Annotated in this window: 19 protein-coding genes; 4 read left to right on the top strand and 15 right to left on the bottom strand. The window is 71.9% G+C overall.

Annotated elements, in window-relative coordinates; all coding sequences use genetic code 11:
- The first annotated feature begins 1 nt into the window (after position 1).
- Together QSJ97_RS14320 and lexA are read left to right on the top strand one after the other, a co-directional pair.
- Entirely contained in the window at positions 2–1,204 is a 1,203-nt protein-coding gene (locus QSJ97_RS14320) for a molybdopterin molybdotransferase MoeA (RefSeq protein ID WP_434220922.1), read from the top strand.
- Between the two features lie 109 nt (positions 1,205–1,313).
- Entirely contained in the window at positions 1,314–2,030 is a 717-nt protein-coding gene (gene lexA, locus QSJ97_RS14315) for a transcriptional repressor LexA (protein ID WP_285672461.1), read from the top strand.
- A gap of 301 nt (positions 2,031–2,331) precedes the next feature.
- Here lexA and QSJ97_RS14310 read toward each other — a convergent pair whose 3' ends face one another.
- Entirely contained in the window at positions 2,332–4,479 is a 2,148-nt protein-coding gene (locus tag QSJ97_RS14310; protein ID WP_285672460.1) for a ComEC/Rec2 family competence protein, read from the bottom strand.
- A 122-nt stretch (positions 4,480–4,601) separates the two neighbouring features.
- On the opposite strand from QSJ97_RS14310, the gene gltX reads away from it, so the two are divergent.
- Together gltX and gltA are read left to right on the top strand one after the other, a co-directional pair.
- Positions 4,602–6,014: a glutamate--tRNA ligase gene (gene gltX / locus QSJ97_RS14305; RefSeq protein WP_285672459.1), complete on the top strand. Its 1,413-nt coding sequence runs from the start codon at positions 4,602–4,604 to the stop codon at positions 6,012–6,014.
- 71 nt (positions 6,015–6,085) lie between these two features.
- The gene (gene gltA, locus QSJ97_RS14300) at positions 6,086–7,384 is read left to right on the top strand and encodes a citrate synthase (RefSeq protein WP_285672458.1); all 1,299 of its coding nucleotides are present in this window, start codon (positions 6,086–6,088) and stop codon (positions 7,382–7,384) included.
- Positions 7,385–7,463: 79 nt separating this feature from the next.
- Here the strand turns inward: gltA and lpxB are convergent, their stop codons facing one another.
- The 14 genes from lpxB to fliP all read right to left on the bottom strand — a co-directional run bounded on the left by lpxB (position 7,464) and on the right by fliP (position 21,291).
- The gene (gene lpxB / locus QSJ97_RS14295; protein ID WP_285672457.1) at positions 7,464–8,630 is read right to left on the bottom strand and encodes a lipid-A-disaccharide synthase; all 1,167 of its coding nucleotides are present in this window, start codon (positions 8,628–8,630) and stop codon (positions 7,464–7,466) included.
- A complete protein-coding gene (locus tag QSJ97_RS14290) occupies positions 8,627–9,499 on the bottom strand; it encodes an LpxI family protein (protein WP_285672456.1) in 873 nt (290 codons plus the stop codon). The genes lpxB and QSJ97_RS14290 overlap by 4 nt, the downstream gene beginning before the upstream one ends.
- The gene (gene lpxA / locus QSJ97_RS14285) at positions 9,489–10,277 is read right to left on the bottom strand and encodes an acyl-ACP--UDP-N-acetylglucosamine O-acyltransferase (RefSeq protein WP_285672455.1); all 789 of its coding nucleotides are present in this window, start codon (positions 10,275–10,277) and stop codon (positions 9,489–9,491) included. The genes QSJ97_RS14290 and lpxA overlap by 11 nt, the downstream gene beginning before the upstream one ends.
- Positions 10,274–10,774, bottom strand: coding sequence for a 3-hydroxyacyl-ACP dehydratase FabZ (gene fabZ, locus QSJ97_RS14280; RefSeq protein ID WP_285672454.1), 501 nt, complete (start codon positions 10,772–10,774; stop codon positions 10,274–10,276). Before fabZ ends, lpxA begins: the two co-directional genes overlap by 4 nt.
- 64 nt (positions 10,775–10,838) lie before the next feature.
- The gene (locus tag QSJ97_RS14275) at positions 10,839–11,471 is read right to left on the bottom strand and encodes an OmpH family outer membrane protein (protein ID WP_285672453.1); all 633 of its coding nucleotides are present in this window, start codon (positions 11,469–11,471) and stop codon (positions 10,839–10,841) included.
- Positions 11,472–11,473: 2 nt separating this feature from the next.
- Positions 11,474–13,747 carry an outer membrane protein assembly factor BamA gene (gene bamA, locus QSJ97_RS14270; protein WP_285672452.1) on the bottom strand — a complete coding sequence of 758 codons (2,274 nt, stop codon included), beginning with the start codon at positions 13,745–13,747 and terminating at the stop codon, positions 11,474–11,476.
- Positions 13,748–13,865: 118 nt separating this feature from the next.
- Positions 13,866–15,209, bottom strand: coding sequence for an RIP metalloprotease RseP (gene rseP, locus QSJ97_RS14265; protein WP_285672451.1), 1,344 nt, complete (start codon positions 15,207–15,209; stop codon positions 13,866–13,868).
- Between the two features lie 16 nt (positions 15,210–15,225).
- Positions 15,226–16,383, bottom strand: a complete 1,158-nt coding sequence (gene dxr / locus QSJ97_RS14260) for a 1-deoxy-D-xylulose-5-phosphate reductoisomerase (RefSeq protein ID WP_285672450.1) — start codon at positions 16,381–16,383, stop codon at positions 15,226–15,228.
- A gap of 18 nt (positions 16,384–16,401) precedes the next feature.
- On the bottom strand, positions 16,402–17,229 hold the full coding sequence (locus QSJ97_RS14255) for a phosphatidate cytidylyltransferase (RefSeq protein ID WP_285672449.1): 828 nt from the start codon (positions 17,227–17,229) through the stop codon (positions 16,402–16,404).
- Between the two features lie 14 nt (positions 17,230–17,243).
- Entirely contained in the window at positions 17,244–17,978 is a 735-nt protein-coding gene (gene uppS / locus QSJ97_RS14250) for a polyprenyl diphosphate synthase (protein WP_285672448.1), read from the bottom strand.
- Positions 17,979–18,027: 49 nt separating this feature from the next.
- Positions 18,028–18,594, bottom strand: coding sequence for a ribosome recycling factor (frr, locus tag QSJ97_RS14245; protein ID WP_285672447.1), 567 nt, complete (start codon positions 18,592–18,594; stop codon positions 18,028–18,030).
- A gap of 55 nt (positions 18,595–18,649) precedes the next feature.
- Positions 18,650–19,393, bottom strand: a complete 744-nt coding sequence (pyrH, locus tag QSJ97_RS14240) for a UMP kinase (RefSeq protein ID WP_285672446.1) — start codon at positions 19,391–19,393, stop codon at positions 18,650–18,652.
- A 90-nt stretch (positions 19,394–19,483) separates the two neighbouring features.
- Positions 19,484–20,548: a flagellar motor switch protein FliG gene (locus tag QSJ97_RS14235; protein ID WP_285672445.1), complete on the bottom strand. Its 1,065-nt coding sequence runs from the start codon at positions 20,546–20,548 to the stop codon at positions 19,484–19,486.
- Positions 20,545–21,291 carry a flagellar type III secretion system pore protein FliP gene (fliP, locus tag QSJ97_RS14230; protein ID WP_285672444.1) on the bottom strand — a complete coding sequence of 249 codons (747 nt, stop codon included), beginning with the start codon at positions 21,289–21,291 and terminating at the stop codon, positions 20,545–20,547. The genes QSJ97_RS14235 and fliP overlap by 4 nt, the downstream gene beginning before the upstream one ends.
- Positions 21,292–21,297 lie beyond the last annotated feature (6 nt).

Here is a 21,297-nt window from a genome sequence, read left to right as displayed (position 1 = left end):
GCTGATCCCGGTCGCCGAGGCGCTGGCGGCGGTGTTCCGGCTCACGCCGCGGATGCCGGCGGAGACGGTGCCGCTGGAGGCGGCGGCGGGCCGGGTGCTGGCGGCGGATGCGCTGGCCCGGCGCGACCAGCCGCCCTTCGCCGCCTCGGCGATGGACGGCTATGCGGTGCGCGCGGCGGAGGCGGTGGCGGGCGCGCGGCTGACGCTCGCCGGCGAATCGGCGGCGGGGCACCGCCATGGCGGCGCGCTGCCCGCGGGCGCGGCGATCCGCATCTTCACCGGCGCGCCGGTGCCCGCGGGCGCGGATGCGATCCTGATCCAGGAGGATGCCGAGGCCGGCGCGGGTCTTGTGACGGTGCGCGAGGGCCCGGCCCCCGGTGCCTTCATCCGCCCCGCCGGGGGCGACTTCACCCTTGGCGAGCGCCTCGCCGCGCCGCTGCGCATCACGCCGCGCCATGTCGCGCTGCTCGCGGCGATGAACCTTGCCACGCTCGAGGTCGCGCGCCGGCCGCGGGTGGCGCTGATCCCGACCGGCGACGAGCTGGTCACCCCCGGCGACACCCCGGGGCCGGACCAGATCGTCAGCTCCAACAATTACGGGCTGGCGGCGATGCTCGCCGCCCGCGGCGCCGAGCCGTTGCTCTGCCCGATCGCGGCGGACCGGCCGGAGAGCCTCGCGGCCAGCCTCCGGGTGGCGCGGGATGCCGACATCGTGGTGACGCTGGGCGGCGCCTCGGTGGGCGACCACGATCTCGTGGCGGCGGTGGCGGCCGAGGCGGGCCTCGAGCGCGCCTTCTACAAGATCGCCATGCGCCCGGGAAAGCCGCTGATCGCCGGGCGGCTCGGGGATGCCATGCTGGTCGGCCTGCCGGGCAATCCGGTGAGCGCGATGATCTGCGGCGAGGTGTTCCTGGTGCCGGCGATCGAGGCGGCGCAGGGGCTGCCCGAGCAACCCCGGGCGCGGGTGCCGGCGCGGCTGGCCCATGCGCTGCCGGCGAACGGGCCGCGCGAGCACTACATGCGCGCGGTGCTGGGCCGCCCTGCCCCCGGCGCGGCGCTGCCCGAAGTCCGGGTCTTCGAGAACCAGGACAGCTCGCTGCTCGCGACGCTGGCACAGGCCAACGCGGTGGCGGTCCGCCCGCCGCATGCCCCGGCGCTGCCCGAGGGTGCCGAGATCGAGGCGATTCCGCTCGACGGCTGTTGACAATCCGGCCCGTGTTCCCCTGCGGCCGATTCGGTTTCGGTTGACACAAAGCACGAACTTTCATAGAACGATCCGTGCGACACAGAGAAAACAGGGCGGGCCGGGCCGAATGCTGACCAAGAAGCAATACGATCTTCTGGTATTCATCCACGAACGGGTGCAGCGCGACGGCGTCTCGCCCTCCTTCGACGAGATGAAGGAGGCGCTCGCCCTGCGCTCGAAATCCGGCATTCACCGGCTGATCACCGCGCTCGAGGAGCGCGGCTACATCCGCCGCATGGCGCATCGGGCGCGGGCGGTGGAGATCATCCGCCTGCCGGAGAATCTCGAGCCCCGGCGCCCGGCCCGCGGCTTCCGCCCCTCGGTGATCCAGGGGGACCGGGACCGTCTGGAGGCCGCCGCCGCCACGCCCCCCGCGACGCATGAGATCGCCGCCGAGCCCGGGCTCGAGGTGCCGCTGATCGGCCGCATCGCCGCCGGCACGCCGATCGAGGCGCTCGAGCAGGGCGACCAGCGCCTCGCCGTGCCGAGCCAGATGATCGACCCGGCTTCGGAGCACTACGCGCTCGAGGTCAAGGGCGATTCGATGATCGATGCCGGCATCCACGAGGGCGACATCGTCATCATCAAGCGGCAGGACACGGCGCAGACCGGCGACATCATCGTCGCGCTGATCGACGATCACGAGGCGACGCTGAAGCGCCTGCGCCGCAAGGGCGGAGCGATCGCGCTCGAGGCCGCCAACCCGGCCTATGGCATCCGCGTCTACCGCGCCGACCAGGTGAAGATCCAGGGCCGCATGGTGGGGCTGATCCGCACCTACTGAGCCGGGCGCGGCCGATGGGGCATGGTATCCGGCCGTTGCGGCCGGCAATCGGGTAAAGGGCTCCGCGCCCGGCCCGTGAGCCGGCCGCGGCGATGGCGATGCCTGTTCACGCCGCGACGGATATCCTCCCGCTCGGCGATCTGGATGACGTTCCTTTCGATACCGCCAGGCGCCTGAAATCCCTTCTCCAGACCCGATCAATGCCACTGAAACACCCGGCAAGGCATCCGCTCCGGCGCCTCCCGGTGCGCGCTGCTCCCGGTGCGCGCTGCTCCCGGCGCCCGGACAGGCGGCAAAGGCGTCAGCGCCGCGGCGCCGCGCAGCCTGCCGGCAGCGGCGCGGGGGTCTCGGGCGCCCAGGGCCGGCGCACGCCGCCCGCCGCGACCACCGAGAGCCCCTCCGGCCCCGGCGTGATCGCCAGCGCCCCGGTCGCCGCCAGCCGCGCCTCGCCGAAATAGCAGCACCCCCCGGTCAGCCGCGCCGGACCGTGCCGCGCCACCAGCAGCACGCCCGGCCGGCAGAGCCTTTCGAGCTCCGCGCGCACCGGTCGCCGCCCGTGCAGCACCTCGAGCCGCCAGCCCTCGGCGAGATCCGCCCGCGCCCAGCCGCGGCCATGGGTGAGCCCCGGCCGCGCCGAGGCGGTGCGCTGGTCGGCCGCGTCGCCGTCGCGCCGCAGCCAGGTCTCGGCGGCGAAGCTCTGCGCGCGGGGATGGTCGATGGCGCGCCCCTCCGGCCCCATCACCCCGACCAGCCGCGCGCCGGGCGCGAGCAGCACCGCGGGCCGCGGCGGCGGATCGGCCCAGAGCGCGACGCCGAGTGCCACCGCGCCGAGACCGGCGAGCCGCAGCCGGCTCCGCCACAGCACCAGCCAGAGCCCGCCGAGCGCCACCAGCCCCAGCGCCCCCTCTGGCGCCGCCGGCACCAGCCGGACCGCCCCCGGCCAGCCGGCCACACCATGGGCGATCTCGAGCACGAGGCCGATCCCGGCGCCCATGGCGGCAACCGGCGCATCGGCCAGCCCGAAGGGCGCCGCCAGCCCCGAAAGGATCGCCATCGGCGCGATCCAGAGCCCCATCAGCGGCACCGCGGCGAGATTGGCCGGCAGCCCGTAGACCGGCAGCCGGTTGAAATGCACCGCCGCGAAAGGCGCCGTCGCCAGCCCGGCGACGATGCTGGTGAGCAGCAGCGCGCCGAGATAGACCGCGGCGCGCCGGCCGATCCGCGCCGCCAGCCCGCCCGGCGCGCGGCGCCCCGGCAGCGCGCGCAGCCGCTCGAAGGCCGCGACCAGCGCCGCCGTCGCCGCGAAGCTCATCTGGAAGCCCGGGTCCTGCAGCGAGACCGGCCGCACCAGCAGCACCAGGATCGCCGCCAGCCCCAGCGCCCGCAGCGTCAGCGCGGGTCGGTCGAGCAGCACCGCGACGAGCGCCACCGCCGCCATCGCATAGGCGCGCTGGGTCGGCACCGTGGCGCCCGACAGCGCGAGATAGGCGGCGCCCGCGAGGAGCGCGCCGGCCGCCGCCAGCTTCTTGCCGGAAAGGTTGAGCGCCACCGCCGGCACCGCCGCCGCGCCGAGCCGGATCCCGGCGAAGACCAGCCCGCAGAGGATGCCCATGTGCAGCCCCGAGATCGCCAGGAGATGCGCCAGATTGGCGGCCCTGAGCGCCTCGGCATCGGTCTCGGCGATGCCGGCCCGGTCCCCCACCAGGATCGCCGCGGCGAAGGCGCCCTCCGGCCCCGGCAGCCGGGCGCGCAGGCCGTCGGCGATCTCGGCGCGCAGCCGCGCCAGCCAGAGCAGCGCCCGGTCCGCCGTGCCGCCGGCGGGCAGGCGCAGCACCGGGGCATCGGTGTAGCCCACGCCGCCGATCCCCGCGAACCAGGCCTGGCGGCGGAAGTCGAACACCCCCGGCTCCACCGGCCCGCCCGGCGGGAACAGCCGCGCATAGAGCCGCACCCGCGCGCCCGGCCGCGGCGCCTCGGCGAGCGCCGCATCGATCAGGCTGATGCGCAGCCGCGCCGGCGTCTCGGACGGCTCCAGCCCATAGACCACCACCTCGTCGAGCAGCAGCCGCGGCGCCCCCGAGCCCGATTGCGAGAGCGCGCGCACCCGGCCGTCCACCGTCTCGTGCAGCGGCCCGGAGAGCACCGGCGCCGCCGCCGCCCGGGCATGCAGCAGCGCCGCCGAAAAGCCGCTCGCCGCGGCGAACACCAGCAGCAGCGCCGCCAGCAGCGCCGCGCCGCCCTTCCGCGCATGGCCCGAGAGCAGCGGCGCCAGCGGCACCAGCGGCGCCAGCGCCCAGTGCAGACCCGGCTCCGCCGGCAGCGCCAGGTAGAGCCAGATCCCCGCCCCCAGCGCCACCGGCAGCCAGAGCACCGCGCGCCCGGCCTCCGCCGCCCGGATGCCGGCCCAGATCGCGGCCCCCCGGCCGCTCGCTGTCTCTCCGCCCTGCACCGGCTCCCCTTGTCCCGACCGCTCTTGTCCTGACTGCGGCGCTGCCGCATAACCGTGGCCGCCTTCGCCCCTGCCGGGCAAGCCCCCGGGCGCGGAGGACCGACAGCGCGGGAGGCGGTTCGATGAGCGACGACAAGGCAGAATCCGGCGGCGTGGTGACGCGCTTCGCCCCATCGCCCACCGGATACCTGCATATCGGCGGCGCCCGCACGGCGCTGTTCAACTGGCTGTTCGCGCGCCACCATGGCGGGCGCTTCCTGCTGCGCATCGAGGATACCGACCGCGCGCGCTCCACCCCCGAGGCCACCGCGGCGATCTTCGCCGGCATGGAGTGGCTCGGGCTCGACTGGGACGGCGAGGCGGTCTCGCAGCTCTCCCGCATCGAGCGCCACGGCGAGGTGGTCGAGGCGATGCTCGCCGCCGGCACCGCCTATCGCTGCTGGGCCAGCAAGGAGGAGATCGACGCCTTCCGCGAGCAGGCCAAGGCCGAGGGCCGCCCGCCGCTCTTCCGTTCGCCCTGGCGCGACGCCAGCGAGCCGGGCGAGGGGCCCTATGCGGTGCGCCTCAAGGCCCCGCGCGAGGGCCAGGTCACCGTGGCCGACGCGGTGCAGGGCGAGGTCACCTGGGCGGCGGAGCAGCTCGACGACCTGATCCTGATGCGCTCCGACGGCACGCCGACCTACATGCTCGCGGTGGTTGTGGACGACCACGACATGGGCGTGACCCACGTGATCCGCGGCGACGATCACCTCACCAACGCCGCCCGGCAGAGCCTGATCTACCGCGCCATGGGCTGGGATGTGCCGGTGTTCGCGCATATCCCGCTGATCCACGGGCCGGACGGCGCCAAGCTCTCCAAGCGGCACGGCGCGCTCGGGGTCGAGGAATACGCCGCCATGGGCTACCTGCCGGAGGCGATGCGCAACTATCTCGCGCGGCTCGGCTGGTCCCATGGCGACGACGAGTTCTTCACCACCGAGCAGGCGATCGCCTGGTTCGGGCTCGGCTCGGTCGGCCGCTCGCCGGCGCGTTTCGATTTCGCGAAGCTGGAGAATCTCAACGGCCAGCACATGCGCGCGGCGGCCGATGATCACCTCGTGAATGCGCTGGATCGCTTTCGTGTGCACCGCGGCACAGCGCCGCTGGACGAGGCCAGCCGGGCCCGTCTGCTGGCCGCCATGCCGGGGCTGAAGGAGCGCGCCAAGACACTGATAGAGCTTGAAGATCTCGCCTATTACCTGCTCGCGGCACGGCCGCTGGAGCCGGATGTCAAGGCGGCCAAGCTGCTGGACGGGAATGCACGGGCTCTTCTCGCCCGGCTCGCCGCCCGGCTAAAAGACGTCCAGCGTTTCGACACGGCGGGGCTCGAGGAGACGATCCGCGACTTCGCCGAGGCGGAACAATTGAAGCTCGGCAAGGTGGCGCAGCCTTTACGCGCCGCCCTGACAGCCCGCGCGGTCAGCCCCGGCGTCTTCGACGTCATGGAGACGCTTGGGCGAGAGGAGACCCTGGCGCGGCTGGAGGACGTCATCTGAGCGTCGCTCCGACGCCACGCGCCCAAGATCAACCGCGCCCTCCGTGGGCGCCCTGCAGCGAGGACGACACGATGGACGCGAAATCCAACCGGACCGCCACCGTCACGATCGACGGAAAGAGCGCGGAGTTCCCCGTCTACGACGCAACCCACGGCCCCTCGGTCATCGACATCCGGAAACTTTATGCAGAGACCGGGATGTTCACCTACGATCCCGGCTTCACCTCCACCGCGAGCTGCGAAAGCACCATCACCTTCATCGACGGCGACAAGGGCGAGCTGCTCTACCGGGGCTTCCCGATCGACCAGCTGGCCGAGAACAGCCATTTCCTCGAGGTCTGCTACCTGCTGCTCTATGGCGAGCTGCCGAGCGCCGCGCAGCTCGAGGATTTCGAGATGCGGGTCACCCGCCACACCATGCTGCACGAGCAGATGGTGAACTTCTTCCGCGGCTTCCGGCGCGACGCGCACCCGATGGCGGTGGTCTGCGGCGTGGTCGGCGCGATGTCGGCCTTCTACCACGACAGCACCGACATCACCGACCCCTGGCAGCGCGAGGTCGCCTCGATCCGCATGATCGCCAAGCTGCCGACGATCTGCGCCTGGGCCTACAAGTACTCGATCGGCCAGCCCTTCGTGTATCCGCGCAACGATCTCGACTACGCGGCCAACTTCCTGCACATGTGCTTCGCGGTGCCCTGCGAGGAATACGTGGTCAATCCGGTGATGGCCCGCGCCATGGACCGGATCATGACCCTGCACGCGGATCACGAGCAGAACGCCTCGACCTCCACGGTGCGCCTCGCCGGCTCGTCCAACGCCAACCCGTTTGCCTGCATCGCCGCCGGCGTCGCCTGCCTCTGGGGGCCGGCGCATGGCGGCGCCAACCAGGCCTGCCTCGAGATGCTGCAGGAGATCGGCACGGTCGACCAGATCCCCGAATACATCCGGCGCGCCAAGGACAAGGACGATCCCTTCCGCCTGATGGGCTTCGGCCACCGCGTCTACAAGAACTACGACCCGCGCGCCAAGGTGATGCAGGAGACCGCCAAGGAGGTGCTCGAGCTGGTCGGCGTCGAGAACGACCCGACCCTGCAGGTGGCGCAGGAACTGGAGCGGATCGCGCTCGAGGACGAGTATTTCGTCGAGAAGAAGCTCTACCCGAACGTCGATTTCTACTCGGGCATCGTGCTCAACGCGATGGGCTTCCCGACCTCGATGTTCACCGCGATCTTCGCGCTCTCGCGCACCGTCGGCTGGATCGCGCAGTGGAAGGAGATGGTCGAGGATCCGGTGCAGCGCATCGGCCGTCCGCGGCAGCTCTACACCGGCGCGGCGCGGCGCGAATACGTGAACGTCGAGGACCGCTGAGGCGGAACCGGCGATAGCGCCAGACGGGCACGGGCCCCGGCCATGCGGCCGGGGCTTCTTCGTCTCCGCCGCGCGGCGCTCAGCCCCCGATGCCGCGGAGCACCGCCGCCGCCGCCTGCGCCGAGGCGCCGGGACCGCCGCGGCCGAGCCGCTCAAAGGCCCGCGCGAAGGCCGCCCGCTGCGCCTCCCGCGCCGGGCCGGGATCGAGCAGCGGGCGCACCGCCTCGACCAGCGCCGCCGCCGTGCAGGCCTCCTGGAAGCGCTCCGGCACCGCCTTCTCGCCGAGCACCAGGTTGACGAGATGGGCGGTGTCCACCCGCACCAGCCGGCGCACGATGGCCGCGGTCAGCCAGGAGGCGCGATAGGCCGAGACATGGGGCGTGCCCGCCGCCGCCATCTCGAGCCCCATGGTGCCCGAGGCCAGCAGCGCCGCGGCGCCCGAGGCGAGCCCCGCGCGCTTCGCCGCCTCGCCGGCATCGGGCAGCACCGGATGGGCGCGCATGGGCAGGCTGGCCGCCCAGCCGGTCACGCTCGCGGCCACGGTCTCGGCGACCGGCACCACCGCCTCGAGCCCCGGGCGCTCCGCCGCCAGCCGCGCCGCCGCCTCGCCGAACACCGGCATCAGCTTGCCCACCTCGCCGCGGCGCGAGCCCGGCGCCAGCACGAGCAGCGGGGTCTCCGGCGCGATGCCGCGGGCGGCGCGGAAGGCCGCGAGGCTCTCCGGCGGCACCGGGGGCAGGTCGGCCAGCGGGTGGCCGACGAAATCGCATTCCATCCCTGCGGCTGCCATGTAGGGCGGCTCGAAGGGCAGCAGCGCCAGCACCTGGTCGGTGAACCGCGCCATGTGCTTCGCCCGGCCCGGCCGCCAGGCCCAGACCGACGGCGCGACATAGTGCACCGTGCGGATCCCCGGCGCCGCCCGGCGCACCCGCTCCGCCACGCGCAGGCCGAAGGAGGGCGCATCGATGGTCACCAGCGCCGCCGGGCGGCGGGCCAGCACGTCCGCGGTGGTCTGGCGCATCCGGCGCAGGATGGTCGGCAGCCGCGGCACGACCTCGGCAATGCCCATCACCGTGAGGTCCGACATCTCGAACAGCGAGCGCAGCCCCGCCGCCTGCATCTGCAGGCCGCCGACACCGGCGAACTCGGCATCCGGCCGGGCCGCCCGCAGCGCCCGGATCAGCCCGGCGCCCAGCCGGTCGCCCGAGGGCTCGCCGGCGACGAGATAGATCAGCGGCCCGCTCACAGGGCCTCCGGCGCGACGGACCAGAGGAAGATCCCGGCCCGGTCGGCGGCGGCCACCGTGGCGGCCCGGTCGAGGATCTGCACCCCGCCGGCCTCGATGGCGACCCCGGCGAGCCCCGCCGCGGCGGCGCCCCTCACCGTGCGCGGGCCGATCGCCGGCAGGTCGAGCCGCCGGTCCTGCCCCGGCTTCGGCATCTTGAGCAGCACGCCCGCCGGCGGCGGCGCATGGGCGCGCTTGGCCGCCGGCAGCGCGGCGATCCGGGCGAGCAGCGCATCCGTCCCCTCGACCGCCTCGACCCCGAGGCAGACCCCGCCGGCAACCACCGCCGCCTGGCCGACATCCACTGGGCCGAGGGCGCGCAGGATCTCCGCCGCCCGCGCGACATCGCCGCGCGCCCGCGCCTCCGGGCGCAGCCGGCCGAGCACGCCCGGCTCGGCGGTGAGCGCGGGGCCGTCGATGCAATCCGCCGGCGCCACCAGCCGGATGCCCTCCTCCTCGAAGATCGCGCCGAAGCCGCGCAGCATCGCATCGTCGCCCTGGCGCAGCAGCCGCAGCACGCGCGAGCCCACCCGCAGCGCCATGGCATCGAAGGCCCAGGGGCGCAGCCGCGGGCGGTCCATCGCCCCGGCAAACACCACCTCGCGGCAGCCGGCACGCTTCAGCGCCCGGAACATCCGCCCGATCTTCTCGAAACGATGCGCCTCGTGGGGATGGTCATCGACCCAGTCGAGCGGGGCCTCGGCGAAGGAGATCACCAGATAGGGCCGCCCGGCATCGCGGGTCGCCTCGGCGATCAGGCGGGGCAGGTCGCCGCGCCCGGCGATGATGGCGAGCGCGCCGCGATTCCCGGCGGCTGCCTCACTCGGCACGGGGGGTGCAGAAGCTGCGGCTCGAATCGGCGAGGATGAAGCCGATCATCTCCTCCACGGCCGCGACGCCGGCATGCGCCGCCGCCGCCCGCTCGGCCCGCTCGTGCAGCGAGCCGGCGCCGTGGAACACCTCGCGATAGGCCGCCCGCAGCGCATGGATCACCTCGCGCGGGAAGCCGCGGCGCTTGAGCCCGACGATGTTGAGCCCGCCGAGCTCGGCACGGTTGCCGATCACCAGGCCGAAGGGGATGACGTCCTTCTCCACCCCGGTCATGCCGCCGACCATCGCCTGGCCGCCGATGCGGACGAACTGGTGCACCGCCGAGAGCCCGCCGAGAAAGGCGAAATCGCCGATCTCCACATGGCCGGCCAGCGTCGCGTTGTTGGCGAGGATCACGCCGTTGCCGAGCTTGCAGTCATGGCCGACATGGGCGCCGACCATCAGCAGGCAGCGATCGCCGACGCTGGTCAGCATGCCGCCGCCCCTGGTGCCCGGATTGGCGGTGACATGCTCGCGGATCATGCAGTCCGCGCCGATCTCGAGGCGGCTCGGCTCGCCCTCGAACTTCAGGTCCTGCGGCTGGTGGCCGAGCGAGGCGAAGGGCCAGACCCGCGTCCGCGCGCCGATCCGGGTGCGGCCGGCAACCGTGACATGCGAGACGAGCTGCACGCCCTCCCCGAGCACGACCTCGGCGCCGACATGGCAGAAGGGGCCGATCTCGACCCCTGGCGCGATCTCGGCGCCGGGCTCGACGACCGCGCTGGGATGGATGCTCACGCCGTCCCCTGCGAGCGGCGGGAATCGTCCTTGTCGATGATCATCGCGGAGAACTCGGCCTCGGCCACCAGATTCGGGCCGACCCGGGCCTCGCCCCAGAACTTGAAGACCTTGCCCCGCCCGCGCAGGATCTTCACGTGAAGCTCGAGCACATCGCCCGGGATCACCTTCTTGCGGAAGCGCGTCTTGTCCAGCGTCATGAAGTAGACGAGCAGGTCCTCGCCCTCCTTCCCGAGGCTGTCGACCACCAGCACGCCCGCGGTCTGCGCCATCGCCTCCACCACGAGCACGCCGGGCATCACCGCCTCCTGCGGGAAATGCCCCTCGAAATGCGGTTCGTTCGCGGTGACGTTCTTGATGCCGATCGCGCTCTCGTGCGGGCGGATCGCCTGCACCTTGTCGATCAGCAGGAAAGGGTAGCGATGCGGGATCATCCGCTTGATCCGGCCAAGATCCGCCACCCGCTCGTCGACCCGGTCCGCCTCGTCTGCCGCCATGTCGTCTCTTGATCCCCTTCAGAACGCCGAAGTGATTACCGGGCAGCGGGGCGAAATCAAGCCCTCATTCCCCGGAATCCGGCTGGAACGTCGCCGCATCGAGCTCTTCCTCGGTGGGCAGAAGCGCCTCTTCCTCCGGCAGCACGATCTCGGGCGCCGGAATCTGCGCGTCGAACAGCGCGATCACCGCCTCGGTGCGGTTGACCGTGGGCGCCGCCACCAGCACGTCGTCGGCATCCAGCACGATCTCCGCCCCCTCGGCCTTCAGCAGCGCGATCAGCACCGGCCCGAGCGCCGCCGAGAGCCGCTCCCGCGCCGCCCGCACCGCCTGCTGCAGCTCGCTGGCCCGGCGCTGGCTGCGCCGCCGCGCGATCCGCACCTTGCTGTCGAAGCGCGCCGCCCGGCGCTCGAACTCCTCGCGGCTGATCTCGCCGCGCAGCTGCGTGATCTCCGCCTCCTCGGCCTCGATCTCGGCCGTGATCGCGTCCACCCGGGCCTGGAACGCGATGCTGAGCTCCTGCTCGGCCCGGCGCAGCGCCCGGCCCGCGGCGCTCTCGCGCAGCACCCGGTCGCGCGAGACGACGATGACCCGCGGCCCGCCGGCCTCCTGTGCCTGCGCCTCCTGCGCCCGGGCCGGCACCGCGGCGCCGAGGGCCGCAGCGCCGAGACCGGCGAGGAAGGCGCGGCGCGCAAGCACGATCAGAACCGCGTGCCCACCGAGACACGGAAGATCTCGTCGTCGTCGAAATCCTCCTTGACGATCGGGAAGCCGACGCTGAGCTCGATCGGGCCGAAGGGGCTGTCGATGAACAGCAGCCCGCCGGCCGCGACGCGGATCTTCGGATCGTCGTCGATGGTGACTGCGCTGACCGAGGTGTTGCCGGCCGGCGCGTCGAAATAGGTCCGGTTGAGGCCCCAGAGCGTGCCCGCATCGACGAAGGCGCCGCCATAGATACCGAGCTCCTCCGGCAGGCCGATCGGGAAGGAGACCTGCGCCCGCACCACGCCGAAGAAGTTGCCGCCGACCGCGTCGCGGCTCGCGTTGACCGTGTCGCGCGGGCCGATGCCCTCGGCGGCGAAGCCGCGCAGGCTGTTGCCGCCGATGAAGAAGCGGTCGTTCACCCGGGTGTCGTCGCCGAAGGTGAACAGCGCGCCGCCCTCGACCTCGATGCTGGCCACCAGGTCGTCGTCGAAGAAGCCCTGCCAGCCCTTGATCGAGGCCCGCGTCTTGACGAACTGCGCATCGCCGCCGAGGCCCGCGAACTCCTGGTTGATCCGCGCGAGATAGCCCCCCGTCGGCTCGATCCGGTCGTTCCGCTTGTCATAGGACAGCGTGTAGCCGACCGAGGACTTGAAGCGCGAGCCGTCATCGACCTGGATCGCCGGGGAGGCGTTGAAGGCCGCCTCGAGATCGTCGCGCGAGAAGGAATAGTCGAGCTGCAGCGTCGCATCCTCGGAGAGCGGGAAGGCCACCGAGGGCTCGAAGCCGGCACGGTTGAGCTGGAACGAACTCTCGTCGTCGCGGTCGTCCTGGATGAAGAAGCCGCGCATCGTCACCGCGAGATCCCGGTCGAGGAACTTCGGCTCGGTGAACGACAGGTCGTAGACCTGCGTGTCGCCCGCCGCGGTGACGGTGGCGTTCACGATCTGGCCGCGGCCGAGGAAGTTGCGCTCGGTTACCGCCACGGTGCCGATCGGGCCGGCGCTGGAGGAGTAGCCGATGCCGAAGTTGATCGAGCCGGTGGATTTCTCCGCCACCTTGACCTTGAGCACCGCGCGGTCGTCGCCGCTGCCGGGCTCGGCCTCCACCTCGACGCGCTCGAAATAGCCGAGGCCGCGGATCGCGCTGCGGGTCAGGCGGATCTTGCGCGCGTCGAAGGCGTCGCCCTCCACCAGCTCCACCTCGCGGCGGATCACCCGGTCGAGGGTCGCGGTGTTGCCCTCGATGTCGATCCGCTCGATGAAGATCCGGCTGCCCTCCGAAAGCTCGAAGGTGATGTCGATGATCCGGTCCTCGGTGTCCTTGTCGGCGCGCGGCTGCACGCGGACGAAGGCGAACCCCTTCTCGCCGGCGAGGTCGGTGAGCTCGTTGGCGATCTCCTCCACCTCGGTGGCGTCATAGGTCTCGCCGGTCAGGTCCTCCGCCGGGATCAGCGCGAGGAAGTCCTCGGCGTCCAGCCCCTCGGCGTTCACCTGCACGTCGAACTCGCCGAAGGTGTACTGCTCGCCCTCCTCGACATCGAAGGTGATGAAGAAGCCCGTGCGGTCGGGCGCAAGCTCGGCGGTGGCCGAGAGCAGGCTGAAATCGGCATAGCCGCGCGAGAGGTAGAACTGGCGCAGCAGCGCCTTGTCGAGCTCCAGCCGGTCCGGGTCGTAGACATCCGAGGAGAAGAAGACCGAGAGGAAATCGGACTCGCGGGTCTCGATCTCGTCGCGCAGCCGGCTGTCGGAGAAGGCGCGGTTGCCGACGAAGTCGATCGAGCTGACCCCGGTCATCTCGCCCTCGTCGATCTCGAAGACCAGATCCACCCGGTTCTCCGAGCGCTCGATGATCACCGGCTCGACCTGCGCGCCATAGCGCCCGGTGCGGCGGTAGATCTCGATGATCGCCTGGGCGTCGGACTCGGCCGTGGCCGGGGTGAACGGAAAGCGCGGCCGCGAGCTGATGATGCGGAGCAGGTCCTCGTCCTTGGCGATGTCGTTGCCCTCGAAGGCGATCTCGTTGATCGAGGGGTTCTCCTGCACCTCGACGACGATGCCGCGATCCGCCGGGATCACCCGGACATCGCGGAACAGCCCGGTGTCGAAGAGCCGCCGGGTGGCCGCGTTGAGATCCTCCGCGGTGATCGCACGGTCCGAGGGCAGCGCCATGTAGGAGATGATCGTGCCCGGCTCGATTCGGCGGTTGCCGCGGATCACGATCTGGCTCTGGGCGCCCTGGCCCGCGCCCGCGACCTGCGCATGGGCGGACATGGGTCCGGCAAGCGGCGGGCCGGCGGCAACCAGAGCAAGCGTCAGGATGCACGCGCGAACCGGGCAGAAACGGGCCATGTCGCCTCCTTGTACCAGCGAGTGGGGTGGCTCCCCCCGCTTACCCCGCCAGAACGCGGGAGATGTCGTTGTAGGTCGCGAACACCATAAGGGACAAGACCAGGCATAGCCCGATCATCGTGCCGACCTGCATCGCCGAGCCGCCCACCGGGCGCCCCCGGAGTGCCTCGATGCCATAGAACATCAGGTGCCCGCCATCCAGGATCGGGATCGGCATCAGGTTGAGCAGCCCGATGGCGGTGGACAGCACGGCGATGAAGCCGACGAAGTTGAACGCCCCCTGCTCGGCCTGCTCGCCCGACATCTCGGCGATGCGGATCGGCCCGCCGATGTTGGAGAGATCGGCATTGGCGAAGATCATGTCGCCGAAGAAGGTCAGCGTGCCGGTGATGATGTTCCAGGTGCGGTCGACGCCGTGCTCGAGCGCATCCAGCGGCCCTCGCCAGACCGCCACCGGCACCAGCCCGCCGCGCGAGGTGGAGCGCACGCCGATGGTCGGCTGCATCATGTTCACCCCGGTCTCCGGGTCGCCGCGCTCGCGCATCACCGGGATCAGGCTGAGCTCGAGCGGCTCGCCCGCACGATCGATGCCGAGCGTGATCTCGGTCTCCGGCGGCAGGTCGCGGGTCGCCATCTGCAGCCCGAAGAAGGAATGCACCGCCTCGCCGTTGATCGCGGTGATGACGTCGCCGGGCAGCACGCCGGCACGCGAGGCCGGCATGCCCGGGGAGATGCTGTCGATCACCGGCGGCAGCGAGTAGCGCACGGTGATGTCGATGACGTCGCCGCCCCGGTCCACCGTGGCGGGCACCGGCGCGCCGTCGGTCTTGTGCAGGATCTTCAGGATCTCGGCATAGGTGGTGATCTCCTGGCCGTCGAGGGTCAGCACCCGGTCGCCCGCGACGAAGCCGACATCCGCGGGCGCATGCTCGGTGAGCTGGCCGATCACCGGCTCTTCCGAGGCCCGCCCCGCCACCATGGCGAGCGCCGCGAAGACCAGGATGGAGAGGATGAAATTGGCCACCGGCCCGGCCGCCACGGTGAGCGCGCGCCGCCAGACGGCGGCGTTGTGGAAGGCGACGGCGCGCTGCTCCTCGGTGAGCTCGCCATCGTCGCGCCGCCCGGCGCTGGCCGGGTCCATGTCGCCGACGAACTTGACGAAGCCGCCGATCGGCAGCGCCGCGATCTGCCAGCGGGTGCCGCGCCGGTCGGTCCAGCGCAGCAGCGGCTTGCCCATCCCGATCGAGAACACCTCCGCATGGATGCCGCACCAGCGCCCGACGATGTAGTGGCCGTACTCGTGCACGAAGACCACCACCGCGAGCACCGCGATGAAGGGCGGCAGATAGGTGAGCGTGTTCCAGAGCGAGGCGAGAAGATCCATGGGCTACTCCCGGGTGTCAGGCCGCGAAGCGGGGCACGAGGCCGCGCCCGATCCGGCGCGCCTCCGCATCCGCCGCGAAGATGTCGGTGAGGTCGGTGGCCGCGGGCAGTTCGTCAAGCGCCTCCATGGCGCTTTCCACCAGGCGGGCCATGTCGAGAAAGCCGATCTGGCCGGCGATGAAGGCGTCGAGCGCCACCTCGCGCGCGCCGTTCATCACGCAGCCCGCCACGCCGCCGCGCTCCATCGCCCGCCGCGCGAGGCCGAGGGCGGGGAAGCGGGCCGGGTCCGGCGCCTCGAAATCGAGCCGCGAGAGGGCGGCGAAGTCGAGCCGCTCCACCGGCAGGCGGGCGCGGTCCGGCCAGGTCAGGGCATGGCCGATCGCCACCCGCATGTCCGCCGGACCGAGATGGGCGAGGATCGAGCCGTCGGCGAAGCCCACCATCGAGTGGATGATCGACTGCGGGTGCACGATCACCTCGACCTGCGCCGGCGCCACCGGGAAGAGATGCCAGGCCTCGATCATCTCGAGCGCCTTGTTGAACATCGAGGCGCTGTCGATGGAGATCCGCTGGCCCATCGACCAGTTCGGATGCGCCACCGCCTCGGCCACCGTCACCGCGGCCATCTGCTCGGCGCTGCGGTTGCGGAAGGGCCCGCCCGAGGCGGTCAGGATCAGCCGCTCGACCTGCGCCGCGCGCTCGCCGGCGAGGCACTGGAAGATCGCGTTGTGCTCGCTGTCCACCGGCAGCAGGCGGGCGCCGCTGCGCTCGATCTCCCCGAGGAACAGGCTGCCGGCGGCAACGAGGCATTCCTTGTTGGCCAGCGCGATGGTGGCGCCCGCGCGCACCGCGGCCAGCGTCGGCGCGAGACCCGCCGCGCCGACGATGGCCGACATCACCCAGTCGGCCGGGCGGCTCGCCGCCTCGACCAGCGCCTCCGGCCCCGCCGCAGCGGCGATGCCGCTGCCCGAGAGTGCGTCGCGCAGGTCGCCGAACCGCGCCGGATCGGCGGTGACCGCGACCTCCGCCCCGAGCCGCCGCGCCGCCGCGGCCAGCCCGGCGATGTTGGAATGCCCGGTGACCGCGACCACCTCGGCGCCGCCGGTCGCCTCGATCACCTCGACCGTGTTGGCACCGATGGAGCCCGTCACGCCGAGGATACTGACCCGTTTCACGCGCGTCTCCCCATCATCTCACCAGATGAACACGGCCTTGCCGCGCCAGAAGGTGACGGCCGCCGCCACCAGCGTTGCCGCCATCAGCCCGTCGAACCGGTCGAGCGCGCCGCCATGGCCCGGGATCAGCCGGCCCGCATCCTTCACCCCGAAGCGCCGCTTCAGGGCCGATTCGGCCAGATCCCCCCCCTGCGCGAGCAGGGCCGCGATCGCCGACACCGTGCACACCTCGTAGAAATACGTGCCCGTTGTCGCCCAACTGAAGAGCCCTCCGCCGAAAAAGGCAAGCGCGACGCCGCCGCCGAGCCCGGCCCAGGTCTTCTTCGGGCTGACCGTCGGCCAGAGCAGCGGGCCGCCGATCAGCCGCCCCGCGAAATAGCCGCCGATATCGGTGAGCACAACCACGAGCGCGATCCAGAACGCGGTCTCGAGGCCGTAGGGCTCCGCCAGCCGCAGCGCCACCAGCGCCATCGCCGCGAGCCCGACGAGCCCGACGCCGCCGGCGATCCAGGCGGCCGGGGCAGGGCGGCGGGCCAGCAGGTCCGATCCCGCCGCCAGCGCCGCGCCCGCCGCCAGCAGCCCGAGCGCGGCGGCCTGCGGCAGCAGCGGTAGCGCCAGCACCGGCAGCGCCGCCGCCACGGCGGCGAGCCAGCCGCCGCCGAGCCCGGCCGCGGTGATCGCGCGGAACTCCCAGGCGGTGACCGCGGCCAGCGCCGCCACCAGGCAGGCGAAGGGCAGGCCGCCGACCCAGAGCAGGCCGAAGGCGCCGGCTGCCACCGCGATGCCGGAGAGCGTGCGCGTGCGGAGATCGGCGAAGCGCTGCGCCGGGGTGCGGGCCTCGCCCATGCCGGCGGGCGCGGTCAGGTGGCCGCGGCGACCCGCCCGAAGCGCCGGTCACGCCCGGCGAATTCGGCGAGAAGCCGGGCGAACTGCTCGGCGGTGAAATCGGGCCAGCACTCCTCGACGAAGGCAAACTCCGCATAGGCCGCCTGCCAGAGCAGGAAGTTGGAGATCCGGGTCTCGCCGGAGGTGCGGATCACCAGGTCCGGATCCGCCGTGCCGCCGGTATAGAGCGCCGCCGCCATGTCCTCCTCGGTGATCGCCGCGGGGTCGCGGCTGCCCGCCGCCGCCTCGGCCGCGAGCTGGCGCGCCGCGCGCAGGATCTCCGAACGCCCGCCATAGGAGATCGCCGGCTGCAGCAGCAGCCCGGTGTTGCCGGCGGTGCGCTCCTCCATCTGCGTCATCAGGCGCTGCAGGTCCCGCGGCAGGCGCTCGCGCTCGCCGAGGAAGCGCACGCGCACGTTCTGCGCGTCGATCTCGCCGACCTCGCGCAGGATGTAGCGGCGGAACAGCGCCATCAGCACCGCCACCTCGTAGCCGGGGCGGTGCCAGTTTTCCGTGGAGAACGCATAGAGCGTCAGGGTCTCGACGCCGAGCCCCGGCGCCGCCTGCACGATCTCGCGCACCCGCTCGACGCCGCGATGATGCCCGGCCGTGCGCGCGAAGCCCCGCCGCACCGCCCATCGCCCGTTGCCGTCCATGATGATCGCCACATGCCGTGCCCGGCTCGGGTTCTCGGCGAGCTCGCCTGCCATGGTCTTTCCTTGCCTGTATGGCGGAGGCGCGGCTTCCCGCGCCCTGCGGTCACACCTGCATGATCTCCGCCTGTTTCGCCTCGACCACCGAATCGACCTTCTTGACGAAGGTGTCGGTGAGCGACTGGATCTCCTCGGACCACATCTTCTGCTCGTCCTCGCCCATTCCCGCCGCCTTGGCCTTCTTCAGCTTGTCCATCCCGTCGCGACGCACGTTCCGAATCGCCACGCGTGCATTCTCGGCATACTGGCTCGCAACTTTGGTCAATTCGCGGCGGCGCTCCTCGTTGAGCTCCGGGATCGGCAGCCGCAGCAGGGTGCCGTCGACGACCGGGTTGATCCCGAGCCCGGAACTGCGGATCGCCTTCTCCACCTTGCCGACAAGGCTCTTGTCCCAGATCGCGAGGGTGATCATCCGCGGCTCCGGCACGTTGACGGTGCCGACCTGGTTGAGCGGGGTCGGCGCGCCATAGGCATCGACCATGATCGGCTCCAGCATCGAGGCAGAGGCGCGCCCGGTGCGCAGGCTGTTGAGATCGGTGCGCAGCGACGTCAGGGCACCGTCCATCCGGCGCTCCAGATCGTCGATATCGATGTCCAAATCGTCGTCAGACATGGGTCTTCCTTCGTTTCGCGACGGGTCGGCCCGCTGGCCGACACCCGGCCGCAGCTCAGGGCCCGACCCGGGTGAATCGGCCGCGGCCGCGCAGCACATCGGTCAGGCCGCCGTCCTCATGCAGCGAAAATACAACGATGGGAAGCGCATTGTCTCGCGCCAGCGCGATGGCCGAGGCATCCATGACCTTGAGGTTGCGGGTCAGGACCTCGTGATAGCTCACCTCGGAGAAGCGCTGCGCCGCCGGGTTGGTGCGCGGATCGCTGTCGTAGACGCCGTCGACCTGGGTGCCCTTGAGGATGGCGCTCGCCCCCATCTCCATCGCCCGCAGGGTCGCCGCGGTGTCGGTGGTGAAATAGGGATTGCCGGTGCCGGCGGCGAAGATCACCACGCGGCCCTTCTCGAGATGGCGCATCGCGCGGCGCCGGATATAGGGCTCGCAGACGCTGGCCATGGGAATCGCCGACTGCACCCGCGTCGGCACGCCGATCCGCTCCAGCGCCGACTGCATGCCGAGCGCGTTCATCACGGTGGCGAGCATGCCCATGTAATCCGCCTGGGTGCGCTCCATCCCCTCCGCCGCGGCGGAGAGCCCGCGGAAGATGTTGCCCCCGCCGATCACCAGGCAGATCTCGATGCCGAGGTCGTGGGCCGCCTTCACCTGCCGCGCCAGACGATCCACCGTCGCGGGTTCCAGGCCGAAGCCCTGGTCGCCCATCAGTGCCTCGCCGGACAGCTTGAGAAGAATGCGGCTGTAGAGGAGCCCTGGCTCCGCAGATGCTGCGGCGGTCTCCGACATCGACAGCCCCTCCCGTTCCAGACGGGGCATCCATGCACCGGCTCGCGCCGTTTTGCAAGCGGCGGCAGGCAGCGCGGGCGCGGAGGGGACTCATCCGTCCTCGTCCTGCACCACCAGCTTGATCTCGCCGTTCTCCACCATGGCGCGAATCACGCCGATGATCTCGTTCTGCGCCTCCTCGCTGTCCTTCCGCCGGACCTTTCCGAGATCCTTCAGCTCCTCGCGGATCTGCTCGGCCATGCGCGAGGAGATGTTGCCGAGGATGAACGCCACCGCCTCCTTCGTCGCGCGCGCGGTGTCGGCGAGGGCGCGCAGCAGCACCTCCCGGTCCGCCGCCCGCACCACCGCCGAGACGTCGCGATGCTCGACCCGCGCCGGGATGTCCTCGAAGGTGAACATCTTGCGCTTGATCTGCTCGGCGAAATCCGGCTGCGTCTCGGCGATGCGGTCGAGCACATGGGCGCGGATGTCGGCGGCGGTGAAGTTCATGATCGCGCCGACCCGCTCGGCCGGGTCGCGGCGCACCCCGTCGGCGTTCTGCCCGGCGAGGAAGTCGCGGCTGACCGAGGCGCCGATGGTCTCGATGACGTTGTGATCGAGGCTCTGCGCCTTGGTGATGCCGATCACCACGTCGCGCGCCCGGTCCGGCTCGAAGCGGCTGAGGATGCGCGCCGCCAGCTCCGGCGAGAGCTTGGAGAGCACCACCGCCGCGGTCTGCGGATGCTCGCGCTTGAGGAATTCCGCCAGCGCGTCCTCGTTCACCCGGCCGAGCTTGCGCCAGACATTGTGCACCGAGGGCACGTCGACATCGTCGAGGATGCGCAGCAGCTGGCCCTCGTCGACATGGCGCGAGAGCATGCCGCGCGCCACCTTGAGCCCGCCGCGCACCGCGGTCTCGGCCCGGGTCAGCTCGTTGAGGAACTCGCGGATCGTGGCGTTCACCGTCTCCGGCTCGATGCGCCGGAGCTGCGCCATGCCCTCGGCGAAGCCGCGCAGCGCCTGCTCATCGAGCCGCTCGAGCAGCGGGCCGGCGGCCTCCGCCCCGAGCGCGCCGATCACGATCGCCGCCTTCTGCTGGCTGGTCAGCGCCGGCGCCGGCGTTGCGGCGGCCCGCTCCGGCCGGCCGGTGCCGGCCGGCTCCTTCGCCGCGCTCACGGCGCATATCCCGAGATCAGCGCGCCGGCCAGCAGGCTCCAGCCATCGGCCACGACGAAGAAGGCGAGCTTGAGCGGCAGCGAGACCACGACCGGAGGCACCATCATCATCCCCATCGACATCAGCACCGAGGCCACCACCAGATCGATGATCAGGAAGGGCAGGAAGATCAGGAAGCCGACCTCGAAGCCGCGCTCGAGCTCGGACAGCATGAAGGCCGGCACCAGCACGTCGAGCGGCGCCGGGGCGCCCGGCACCAGCGCCGCGGCCCGGCCCGGCGCCGCGGCGGCGAGCTCGGCCACCGCCTCGGGCCGCACCCGCCCCTCCATGAAGGCGCGAAACGGCGCGATGCCCCGGTCCCAGGCCTGCTCCGGCGTGATGTCGCCGTCGAGCAGCGGCGAGAGCCCGGCACCCCAGGCCTCCTCGAAGACCGGCGCCATCACGAAATAGGTCATGAACAGCGCCAGCGAGATGATCAGCATGTTGGGCGGCGACTGCTGCAGCCCCAGCCCCTGGCGCAGGATCGAGAACACCGTCACCATGAAGGGAAAGCAGGTCACGGTGATCGCGATACCCGGCGCCAGCGAGAGCAGCGTGATCAGCAGGAAGAGCTGGATCACCCGGCCCGAGAGGCTCGCCCCCTCGCCGAGATCGAGGCTTATGCCCTGCGCCGCGGCGGGGCCGGCCAGCAGCAGGAGGCCGAGGGCCGCGGCGATCGGGAGGGCTGGGCGGAGGCGGGTCATCGGCGC

Origin of the sequence: Paralimibaculum aggregatum, from assembly GCF_030270585.1 — a bacterium.
GTDB lineage: Bacteria > Pseudomonadota > Alphaproteobacteria > Rhodobacterales > Rhodobacteraceae > Thermohalobaculum > Thermohalobaculum aggregatum.
Note: the sequence above shows the minus strand (reverse complement) of the source record. Positions and strands in the feature narration are given on the sequence as shown.